General features: G+C 35.4%; 11 protein-coding genes and 1 pseudogene. 10 read left to right on the plus strand and 2 right to left on the minus strand.

All coding sequences use genetic code 11. From position 1 onward, the window contains the following. From AP75_RS13025 to AP75_RS13065, 9 genes are all read left to right on the plus strand, one after another. A partial coding sequence (locus AP75_RS13025) for a transposase (RefSeq protein WP_143755898.1) occupies positions 1-244 on the plus strand: 244 nt, incomplete at its 5' end. 76 nt (positions 245-320) lie between these two features. Beyond that, a complete protein-coding gene (locus tag AP75_RS13030; protein ID WP_051872602.1) occupies positions 321-2,036 on the plus strand; it encodes an FAD/NAD(P)-binding protein in 1,716 nt (571 codons plus the stop codon). A 146-nt stretch (positions 2,037-2,182) separates the two neighbouring features. Further along, a complete protein-coding gene (locus AP75_RS13035; RefSeq protein ID WP_088264939.1) occupies positions 2,183-3,289 on the plus strand; it encodes a DNA topoisomerase IB in 1,107 nt (368 codons plus the stop codon). 223 nt (positions 3,290-3,512) lie between these two features. Next, positions 3,513-3,863: a 4Fe-4S dicluster domain-containing protein gene (locus AP75_RS13040; protein WP_088264940.1), complete on the plus strand. Its 351-nt coding sequence runs from the start codon at positions 3,513-3,515 to the stop codon at positions 3,861-3,863. 107 nt (positions 3,864-3,970) lie between these two features. After that, positions 3,971-5,032: a 3-phosphoserine/phosphohydroxythreonine transaminase gene (gene serC / locus AP75_RS13045; protein WP_088264941.1), complete on the plus strand. Its 1,062-nt coding sequence runs from the start codon at positions 3,971-3,973 to the stop codon at positions 5,030-5,032. 42 nt (positions 5,033-5,074) lie between these two features. Further along, positions 5,075-6,034, plus strand: a complete 960-nt coding sequence (locus AP75_RS13050) for a D-2-hydroxyacid dehydrogenase (protein WP_088264942.1) — start codon at positions 5,075-5,077, stop codon at positions 6,032-6,034. A gap of 6 nt (positions 6,035-6,040) precedes the next feature. Further along, positions 6,041-7,285, plus strand: a complete 1,245-nt coding sequence (locus AP75_RS13055; protein ID WP_088264943.1) for a DUF1015 domain-containing protein — start codon at positions 6,041-6,043, stop codon at positions 7,283-7,285. 48 nt (positions 7,286-7,333) lie between these two features. Beyond that, positions 7,334-7,654: a hypothetical protein gene (locus AP75_RS14905; protein WP_031501844.1), complete on the plus strand. Its 321-nt coding sequence runs from the start codon at positions 7,334-7,336 to the stop codon at positions 7,652-7,654. Continuing rightward, entirely contained in the window at positions 7,654-8,007 is a 354-nt protein-coding gene (locus AP75_RS13065; RefSeq protein ID WP_031501845.1) for a diacylglycerol kinase family protein, read from the plus strand. The genes AP75_RS14905 and AP75_RS13065 overlap by 1 nt, the downstream gene beginning before the upstream one ends. Here the strand turns inward: AP75_RS13065 and AP75_RS13070 are convergent. Both AP75_RS13070 and lpdA read right to left on the minus strand, forming a co-directional pair. After that, positions 8,004-8,777, minus strand: coding sequence for a patatin-like phospholipase family protein (locus tag AP75_RS13070; RefSeq protein WP_084186043.1), 774 nt, complete (start codon positions 8,775-8,777; stop codon positions 8,004-8,006). The two genes, AP75_RS13065 and AP75_RS13070, sit on opposite strands and share 4 nt — an antisense overlap. Before the next feature lie 73 nt (positions 8,778-8,850). Continuing rightward, positions 8,851-10,242 (minus strand): dihydrolipoyl dehydrogenase, encoded by a 1,392-nt coding sequence (lpdA, locus tag AP75_RS13075; protein WP_088264944.1) that lies wholly within the window; start codon positions 10,240-10,242, stop codon positions 8,851-8,853. Between the two features lie 316 nt (positions 10,243-10,558). Here lpdA and AP75_RS13080 point away from each other — a divergent pair. After that, positions 10,559-10,742, plus strand: a pseudogene (locus tag AP75_RS13080) (IS4 family transposase); the annotation flags it as partial.

Below are 10,742 nucleotides of genomic sequence, written 5' to 3' on the forward strand. Positions count from 1 at the left end.
TATTTCTGATTTTGTTGAGCTACACATCACGGAAAAATCTGATAAAGAAACCACCAATGAAACCTTAAAATGGGTTCATATTACCATCAGTAACGCCAAAAGAAATCTATTAGGAAATTATCATAAAATCAAAAGAAAGTACCTTCAACTATATCTCAACGAGTTTATCTATAAGCTAAACCGAAGATATTTTGGTGACAAACTTTTCGAAAGGCTCATTATTGCTAATATTACAGCGATATGAGTAAAAACGGATATACATAATTTTTTTTATTTATTTGTCTATATATATCTTTCAATAATAATTTTAAAATAACTCATTGGAAAATAATTCTATCCAAAGTTCAACCATATCATTGATTGGTGGCGGACCTGCAGCACTTTTTATGCTGAAACATATTTATGAAAATAAACTTCAACTCAAAAAGATTTTTGTATTTGAACGAAACGAAAGATTTGGAGTAGGTATGCCTTATGGAAAATATGGCAGTAAAGAAGAACACGTGGCCAATGTTAGTGCAAACGAGTTGCCCGTATTATTCGAGTCTTTTACAGATTATATCAAGAGAAAACCTGACCAAGGGTTTGAAGATTTTGTTAAGGGTGGAAATATTAATGAATATGAAGTAATTCCAAGACTTCTATTAGGAAATTATTTAGAGGAACAGTTCAAAATATATGTGTCTGAAATAATTAAAATGGGTGTTGAGGTAGAATTGTATTTAAATGTTAATGTTGAAAATATCAAAAATTACGGAGATAGTTTTCATATAATAACTGAAAGTGAAACCTGTAAGTCGGACTTTCTCGTTATTTGCACAGGCCATATGTGGAATAAAGATTTTGAAGGACAAGTAGAAAATTGGTTTGACTCCCCTTATCCGCCTTCAAAATTTGCAGGTACGATGAATTTTCCTGTAGCGGTTAGAGGTGCTTCACTTACTGCCGTTGATGCAATTAAAACCCTTTCGCGTTGCAACGGAACTTATAAGAAATTAAATGATGGTTCCTTAGAATATAAATTATCCGAAGAAAGTCCAGATTTTAAAATACATCTTTATTCATTGCGTGGTTTTCTTCCTGCTTTAAGATTTCATACAGAAGATGAAGCATTTGATACTAAATGGACCATGTCAAATGAAGAAATACACGAATACAAAAATAAAAATGGTGGATTTGTAGATTTAGAGTATGTCTACAAAAAAAACTTTTTAGACCGATTGAAAGCAAAGGATGAGAAATTTTACGACAGGGTAAAAGATTTATCTATTGAAGAATTTGTGGAAGAAATGCTTGAAATCAGAAAAGAATTAGACAGTTTTGTATTGTTGAAAGCAGAATTTACTGAAGCAGAAAAATCAATAAACAGAAATCAATCGATCGTTTGGAAAGAAATACTTTCTGCTTTTAGTTATGCGGTAAATTATCCTGCAAAGCATTTTCCTGCTGAAGATATGTTAAGATTAAAAGGTAAATTAATGCCTTTAATCTCTATTATCATTGCTTCGCTTCCTCAATCATCTTATCACGAAATAATGGCTTTGTATCATGCAAATGTGTTAGAAAGCTTTGCCGTTGACCGAGAAAGTGAAGTGGTTCCTAACGAAAATTTCGGTGCAGTGTATAAAATTGTTAAGAGTGGGAAAACTCAGGAAGTGAAATATAATATGTTCGTCGATGCAATCGGACAAAAGCCGATGAATTATGGAGATTTCCCGTTCGAAAGTTTAAAAGATGATCAATTAATTTCTACCGGATTTTTGTATTTTAAAAATAATAATGCAGCAGAAGAAGAGGTAATTAAAGGAAATCCGAATGTTAAACAGGATTCTACCGGCAAATATTATTTATTGGTCACAGGTTTAAATATTGGAGATCATTTCGAAAATAAAGATATTTATGCAGTAGCCAACAAGCGGTTTTATAATATGTCCGTTCCCTTTATTGGTGGTTTAAACCCCGATTATTCCGGTATGGATTTTTGCGATACATCAGCTGAAAGAATTGTGGATTCTATTTCAGAATTTATTTCTTGATGACCACAACTAATAATTTTTTTTAACCCATTAATTATGAATGCTGGCTTTAAATTTTTCGTGCTACTATTAATATTCATATTTAAACATTCCATTTTTTAAATATCCTTTTTTTTGAAATTAATTTCGATTTAAAATTATCCAAGATGGAAAAAACTTCAGTAGACCCTATTCAAAAATTATCTCCAAAAAAGATCCTCAAAATCATGAAAGATCCAGAAAAATCCGCGAAAGCGGTAAATCTGGTGTATACGAGTGACCAATATATGGATGGGTTTACAAGAAAAATGTACCGAAATAAACTTGCTTATTACCAGAATGGGATGAGAATAAAAGACAAAGAAACCATTCAGAGAATAAATCAATTGGCAATACCTCCTGCCTGGGAAAATGTTTGGATTTGCGCATTGGAAAATGGTCATCTCCAAGCTACTGGTGTAGATGGAAAGAAACGGAAGCAATATCGATATCATCCGCTTTGGAATGCATTGCGCAATCACACAAAGTTTTATAGGATGTTGCAGTTTGGTAACGCCTTACCAAAAATTAGGCTGCAGTTAGAAAAAGATTTAGCATTGCGAACTTTAGAAAAGAGAAAAGTTTTAGCACTAATCGTAAGTTTAATGGAAAGGACAAATATCCGAATCGGAAATAATGTTTACGAAAAATTATATGGCTCTTTTGGATTAACAACCTTAAAAGATAAACATGTCGATATCAAAGGCGAAAAAATCAGTTTTTCATTTAAAGGGAAAAAAGGAGTGTATCATGACATCAGTTTGCGGAATAAGAAACTTGCAAAAGCAGTTTTAGCATGCAGAGACATTCCCGGCAAAGAACTTTTCCAGTATTATGATGAGAACAAACAACGACATACCATTGACAGTGGAATGGTAAATGAATACATAAAGGAAATAAGTGGCGAAGATTTTACCGCAAAAGACTTCCGAACGTGGAGCGGTACGGTTAATGCTTTTATCGCTTTTAAAGAAATAGGTCTGGCTGAAAATGAGAAAGAAGTAAAATCAAAAGTAAAAACAGCATTAGAAAATGTTGCTTCCCACTTGGGAAATACAGCAACTGTTTGCAGAAAATATTATGTTCACCCGCTGATCGTAAATGTGTACGAAAACAATTCCATCAAAAAATATTTAGAAGAACTAGACCAAATAGAGATCAATGATGGAATTTCGGGATTAATATCAGAGGAAAAAGCTGTAATGCGAATATTAGAAAACGAAAAACTAAAATGATTGATCGGAGAATTAATTTTTTCCAAAAGAACTGCAATGATTGCGCTATTTTCCAGCGACTCGTAGCGAAAATAAATCAAAAAACTCTTCATCACATTTTGTTTAAAGACTTTAGTTTAAGTAAGAAAAAAAATTAGTTCCCTGCCATCACTTATTGAACCAAAATCGGGACAATACAGAGAAAATTTTTTATCTTTGTGGAAATTTAAAATATAAAATAGCAATGGCTATCAAAATAACAGATGAATGTATCAATTGTGGAGCTTGTGAACCGGAATGTCCTAATAATGCGATCTACGAAGGCGCTGTAGATTGGAAAGCTTCCGACGGAACCTCCCTCAAAGGAAGAGTTGTTTTGAAATCTGGTTTAATCATCGATGCAGACGCTCCTCAAGAACCCTTAAGCGATGATGTGTACTACATCGTTGCAGATAAATGTACTGAATGTAAAGGCTTCCACGAAGAGCCACAATGTGCTGCAGTTTGTCCTGTAGACTGCTGTGTTCCCGATGATGAACATGTAGAATCCGAAGAAAGCTTACTTCAGAAAAAAGCATTCCTGCATGGGGAATAAAACGTTTCCGCTCACTTTTTGTGGGCTTTTTTTTTAGATATTTTTCTCAAAAATCATCTCTGCAGTTTGCTGCAATCTTTTCAAATCTCTTAAAATAAAAAGTAAAAATGAATAAAAAACACAATTTCAGCGCAGGTCCATGTATTCTTCCGCAAGAAGTTTTCGAAAAATCTGCTCAAGCCATTTTGGATTTCAACGGAATCGGCCTTTCTCTTCTCGAAATTTCCCACAGAAGTAAAGATTTTGTAGCAGTAATGGATGAAGCCAGAGCCATCGTAAAGCGGTTAATGAATTTGAATGATGATTATGAAGTGCTATATTTGGGTGGAGGAGCGAGTTTGCAATTTGTGATGGTTCCTTTCAATTTGATGAAGTCCGAAAACGGAAAAGCCGCTTATCTCGATACCGGAGTTTGGGCTGCAGGAGCTATTAAGGAGGCGAAAAAATTCGGTTCGGTAGATGTTGTGGGTTCATCAAAAGAAGATAATTACAGCTATGTTCCGAAAGATTACACGGTTGGAAGCGAATATGATTATTTCCACTGCACATCCAATAATACCATTTACGGAACCCAGATGAAATCTTTTCCTAAAGTTGATACTTTGATGGTTTGTGATATGAGTTCTGATATTTTTTCCCGCGAATTGGATTTTTCTCAATTTGATTTAATCTATGCCGGAGCTCAGAAAAATATGGGTCCCGCGGGAGTTACTTTAGTAGTAGTGAAGAAAAAAATTTTAGGCAAATCAGGTCGCGATATCCCTTCAATCCTCGATTATTCTCAGCATATCGCTAAGGAATCCATGTACAATACACCTCCTGTATTCCCGGTTTATGCCTCACTTCTCACCTTGCAACATTTAGAAAATAATGGCGGAATTGCAGCAGCAGAAGCTAGAAACGAAGCCAAAGCAAAACTCCTGTATGAAGAAATCGACCGCAATCCGCTTTTCGAAACTTTCTGCAAAAAAGAAGATCGTTCGCTGATGAATGTTTCCTTCAGATTATTAGATGAATCCAAAAAAGAAGCCTTCGATAATGCTTGGAAAGCTGCAGGAATCAGTGGTTTGAACGGACACAGAAGCATCGGTGGATACCGCGCAAGTTTATACAATGCATTGCCTCTCGAAAGCGTTCAGGTTTTGGTGGATGTCATGAAAAACTTTTAATCAATTACCAATTATCATCATTAATTTACTTATAAAACTTTTATGAAAGTATTAGCCAACGATGGTCTGTCAGAATCCGGAATTAACGCTTTAACTAGCGCCGGTATTGAGTTTGTGGAAGCCAAAGTTTCCCAAGAACACCTCGCTAATTTCATCAACGAAAACCAAATAGATGTTCTTTTAGTAAGAAGCGCTACCCAAGTTCCACAGGAATTAATCGACGAATGTCCTTCCCTAAAAATCATCGGAAGAGGCGGTGTAGGTATGGATAATATCGATGTGGAATATGCGATTGAAAAAGGTTTATTCGTCATCAACACCCCAAACGCTTCTTCAAGATCCGTTGCCGAAATTGTATTTGCGCATTTCTTTTCATTAGCAAGATTTCTCCACGAATCCAACAGATTGATGCCATTAGAAGGAGATACGCACTTTAATGCGATGAAAAAATCGTTCTCCAAAGCGATTGAATTAGAAGGGAAAACTTTAGGTGTCATCGGTTTTGGTGGAATTGGTAAAGAAGTAGTGAAAATGGGGATTTCTTTAGGAATGAAAGTGAAAGTTCTCACCAGAAAACCTAAAACCGAAACCATTTCTTTAGAATTTTTTGATGGTCAAAAACTGAACTTTGAAATTACATCTACCAATAATTTTGATGAATTTTTAAAAGACACCGATTTTATCAGCATCAACACTCCAAAAACCAACGAATACATCATCGACACGCCTCAATTCGAGAAAATGAAAGATGGCGTATTTATTGTAAATACTGCAAGAGGTGGCGTAATCAATGAGGTTGCCCTACTCGATTATATAGAATCCGGAAAAGTTGCAGGTGCCGCACTGGATGTTTTCGAAAACGAACCCACACCGGAATTGCAGTTGCTGATGAATCCTAACCTTTCACTTTCCCCACATTTAGGTGGAAATACACTGGATGCCCAGGAAAAAATCGGTGCTGAACTTGCCATGCAAATCATAGATATTAAAACGAAATTATAGATAAAAATGCCTATATTCAAGCCATTTCGGGGAATAAGACCAAGCGAAGATTATGTTGACAAATTCCCTACTCACCCTTTAGATAGTTTCACGCAAGAGGAAATTAACAAAAAGGCGCAGGAAGATTCCTCCTATATACAAATGATTAAGCCTTATGTCGTAAGTAAATCCAAAGATATCGACCGAAATTTGCGGAAAACACGAACGAATTTCGAGGAATTGCTTGATGATAAGAAGCTCGTTCAAGACAATTCTTCCTATTATCTTTATGAGCAGGTTTTGCCCAATAAATCGATATTTCGTGGACTTATGGGTTTGGTAAGTGTGGAAGATTTCCGAAATGGTAAAATCAAAAAACATGAATCCACCATCACCCAAAGAAAAGAAAAACTCGCCTATTATTTAGAAAAAGTTAATCTACAGGCAGAGCCGGTTCTTTTGACCTATTTGGCAAATCCGAAAATTGAATTGCTCATGAACCATGAGGAAAAAAATGTTCCAATTATCAATTATGTCTCGGATAACGGAACTCGCCATAAAGTTTGGCGAATCGATAACCGATTGAAGATGATGCAGTACAAGGAAGTTTTGGAACAAATCGATTCTTTTTATATAGCCGATGGACATCACCGAATTGGATCTACTGCTTTGAATGCTCAGAACCAACAGAAGAAAAACAAAAAACACAACGGAACCGAGCATTACAACTATGTTTTCAGTTTTTTAGTTTCCAATCAATCCATTAAAATTCATGATTACAACAGACTTTTAGAAGATTTGAATGGCTTATCGGAAACCGAATTTTTAAAGAAAATTGAAGAAAACTTCCTTATTCATGAAAAAGGGGCAACTCCGTACTATCCTTCGCAGAAATTCCATATTTCAATGTATTTGGGTGGTAAATTTTATTCTCTTCACGTAAAACATGAGTTGAGAAAGCAACAAAGCGATTTCAATGATTTGGATCATTTCCTTTTGGAAGAATATATCCTAAAAGATATTTTGGGAATTGAAAACCCGAAAACCACCGATAAAATCACTTACAGCAAAGGAAATTCGAGCATTGAAGGAATTAATTTAATTAAAGAAAAAGTAGACTCCGGAAAATATAAGGTCGGATTTGGAATTTATCCGGTAAGCTTCAACGATTTGCTGAAAGTTTCGGACAAAAACATCAAAATGCCTCCAAAATGCACTTATATTGAACCAAAACTCGTTACTGCTTTGCTACTGTACGACATGAAACAGTAATTTTTTTCTCAATAAATTTGTTTAAATTTGGTTTCAAATTAGCAATCTATGACAGCCAAATTAATCACCATACTTCCGCTCTTTTTGGGCGGAATTTTATTTTCTCAGCACCAAGCGGATTCTATTCAATTCAAAAATATTTCCGACGAAATTTTAACCAATGGACTTGCCTACGAAAATCTGAAAGATTTAACAAAAAATATTGGTCATCGATTGAGCGGATCCCCTGAACTGGTTCCGGATTCCCAGCGATATTTTGAAATTCACCATTCCGAAGAAGACACTTTTGACAAGGTAAATCATCGTGAACTGCATTTGGGAGCAGTAGTAATGGGACAATTAATTTACATGATCGATAAAAATTGGTAATGAGAAAACCTGCATTTCATAAAAGTTTGTGGAACTCGGTAAAAGGCGTGATTTGGATGCTGAAATCAGAAAGAAATTTCCAAATTGAAATTTTCGCGCTGTTGGTCAACCTTTTCCTGATTGTTTATCTTCGCTTGTCAGCCATCGATACGGCGCTTATTTTAATAGTTTGTTTTGCGGTTTTAAGTTTAGAAATCATCAATACATGCATCGAAAAAGTTTGCGACATCATTCAACCAGGATTTGATGATAGAATAAAAATCATCAAAGATAGCGCTGCAGGAGCTGTTTTATTAATGGCAATCGCTTCGGTATTTGTGGGAATTTTGATTTATTGGAAGTATTTTTTCTAGAAATGTACATTCTCGAAAGAATCTTTAGCCGCATCATAACCAATTTGAAAAATCTCTTCCAAACGATGCGTTTTTTTCTCGAAAGTTCCATACTGTGAAAGTTTTTTAGAACTAATGATCCAATCACAATATGAAAATTTATGAATTTCCGTCCGATGTGACAGCAATTCGTAAGCCCGTGTAGTAACAGCTTTTATAGAATTCAGATTCGCAACTTCCACATCCTGAGGTAAAGAAACATAAACACCGATTAATTTTTTACAGTCATTTTGGATAATATCCGCAGGGAAATTATTCAAAACACCTCCATCGCTGAACATTTCGTTTCCAACAATATAAGGAGTTGTAATCCCGGGAATAGAGCAAGAAGCAATTACTGCATCCACTATTTTGTCTGTACTGTTGAATATTTTCTGATCACCGGATACCAGTTCTGTTGCGATAATTTTAAGTTCAATTTCTAGATCTCCTATGGTCATTTGTTTAAAAATAGGATTCAGATAAGTAGAAAAGATTGTCGATGATACCAACCCCGGTTTATTAAATGTAAAATGTTTCCAATGAAAGAAATAAACCGACTTGAAAAAATCCAGTATTTCTTCGGGAGATTTCCCAATTGCATGAAGACTTCCAACGATAGAACCCGCGCTGCAACAAGCTAAAATATCTGGCTGGATGTTTTTCTCTATTAAAAATTTTAAAACTCCAGCATGAGCAATTCCTTTGGTTCCGCCTCCGGAAAGTACCAATCCTAGTTGATGTTCTTTCACGATAAAAATTTTAATTTAAAAATAATAAAACCACATCCAAAAGACGTGGTTTTTATTAAAATTCTGCTAATTATTAGATATGAATCACTTCGCCATACGCTGCTGCAACGGCTTCCATTACCGCTTCCGAAATTGTTGGATGCGGGTGAATAGATTTTAAAATTTCGTGACCGGTAGTTTCTAATTTACGTGCCACTACTGCTTCAGCGATCATATCGGTAACGCCATCGCCTACCATGTGACAACCTAGCCATTCGCCATATTTCGCATCAAAAATTACTTTAATGAAACCATCAGTATCGCCGTTTGCTGTTGCTTTTCCGGATGCTGAGAAAGGGAATTTTCCTACTTTGATTTCGTAACCTTTTTCTTTCGCTTGTTTTTCAGTTAAGCCTACAGAAGCGATTTCCGGATGACAGTAAGTACAACCAGGAATATTGCCATAATCGATCTTTTCTACATGAAGACCTTTGATTTTTTCTACACAAGTAATTCCTTCCGCAGATGCAACGTGTGCCAAAGCTTGAGTTGGAAGAATGTCTCCAATCGCGTAATATCCCGGAACTGAAGTTTCGTACCATTCGTTTACCAAAACTCTTCCTTTATCGGTTTGGATTCCTACTTCTTCAAATCCTTGTCCTTCAATATTTGCAGAAATTCCTACTGCAGATAATAACATATCCGCTTCCAGGGTAACATTTCCACTAGCAGTTTTCACAATTGCTTTCACTCCGTTTCCACTGGTATCGATAGATTCTACGGAAGCGTTGGTCATAATTTCAATTCCTGATTTTTTCAAAGATTTTTCAACATGTTTTGAAACTTCTTCGTCCTCAACAGGAACAATATTTGGCATAAATTCGACAACGGTTACTTTGGTTCCCATCGTGTTATAGAAATCAGCAAATTCTACTCCGATAGCTCCTGAACCTACTACAATCATTGATTTCGGTTGCTGCGGAAGCGAAAGCGCTTGTCTGTATCCGATCACTTTTACCCCATCTTGTGGAATATTTGGCAATTCTCTGGATCTTGCTCCGGTTGCGATGATGATATGTTCCGCAGAATATTCAGTTGCTTTCCCGTCGTTATCGGTGACACTTACTTTTTTTCCTTTTTGAACTTTAGCAGTTCCCATGATCACATCGATCTTGTTTTTCTTCATCAAAAAAGAAATTCCACCACTCATTTTATTAGCAACTCCTCTACTTCTTTCGATGACTTTAGAAAAATCGAAACCTGGATTTTCCACTGCATTTAAACCATATTGTTCGGCATGTTTCAAATAATTGAAAACGTGTGCAGATTTCAACAATGCTTTTGTGGGAATACAGCCCCAATTCAAGCAAATCCCACCCAAGTTTTCTTTTTCGATAATGGCAGTTTTAAAACCCAATTGTGCCGCTCTGATTGCGGTAACGTAACCACCGGGTCCACTTCCGATGACAATAATATCGTAGTTCATTGTTTAAAAATTTTATGCGAATTTACGGAAATTTTTCGATGGAGTTATCTTCCTTTTTTAAGAATGCAAGAGTTTCATTGAAATTATCATTCTTAAAAGCCAGAAAAAAAAGTATTGAAAAGAAAATCGTTAAGTTTTTTTGGAATTAAAGCAAAAAAAGCGAGCCTAAAAGCCCAGTCATGGTCGGAAGATTTTTCTTCCGACTTTTTGTATTTAAAATTGTTTGATTTTTTTTGGTTAACTTGTTGATTTTCAATGATTTAATTTGGATTAATGGGTTTTATTTCGTATCTTTATATCTGATAATCAATAACTTATGTCAGTATTTAAAGACCACAAGATTTCTCTTAAACAAGTTTTGGATTTTATTCCCGAAGCTCTTTTGAGCCATCTTTCTGCAACCACGAAGGTGGACTATTACAGCAAGGTGCTTCATGGCAAGAAAATGTTCTACCTTTTGCTTTTCTGTATCTTCGACAATGAAAAACTAAGCCAGAGAA

The sequence above is a fragment of the Kaistella haifensis DSM 19056 genome (assembly GCF_000735695.2).
In the GTDB taxonomy this organism is placed as follows: Bacteria; Bacteroidota; Bacteroidia; order Flavobacteriales; family Weeksellaceae; genus Kaistella; species Kaistella haifensis.

Excerpts from the sequence above, each read along its gene's own strand:
- AP75_RS13035 (WP_088264939.1), top strand. The coding sequence starts at position 2,183 with ATGGAAAAAACTTCAGTAGACCCTATTCAAAAATTATCTCCAAAAAAG.
- AP75_RS13040 (WP_088264940.1), top strand. The coding sequence starts at position 3,513 with ATGGCTATCAAAATAACAGATGAATGTATCAATTGTGGAGCTTGTGAA.
- serC (WP_088264941.1), top strand. The coding sequence starts at position 3,971 with ATGAATAAAAAACACAATTTCAGCGCAGGTCCATGTATTCTTCCGCAA.
- AP75_RS13050 (WP_088264942.1), top strand. The coding sequence starts at position 5,075 with ATGAAAGTATTAGCCAACGATGGTCTGTCAGAATCCGGAATTAACGCT.
- AP75_RS13055 (WP_088264943.1), top strand. The coding sequence starts at position 6,041 with ATGCCTATATTCAAGCCATTTCGGGGAATAAGACCAAGCGAAGATTAT.
- AP75_RS14905 (WP_031501844.1), top strand. The coding sequence starts at position 7,334 with ATGACAGCCAAATTAATCACCATACTTCCGCTCTTTTTGGGCGGAATT.
- AP75_RS13065 (WP_031501845.1), top strand. The coding sequence starts at position 7,654 with ATGAGAAAACCTGCATTTCATAAAAGTTTGTGGAACTCGGTAAAAGGC.
- lpdA (WP_088264944.1), bottom strand. The coding sequence starts at position 10,242 with ATGAACTACGATATTATTGTCATCGGAAGTGGACCCGGTGGTTACGTT.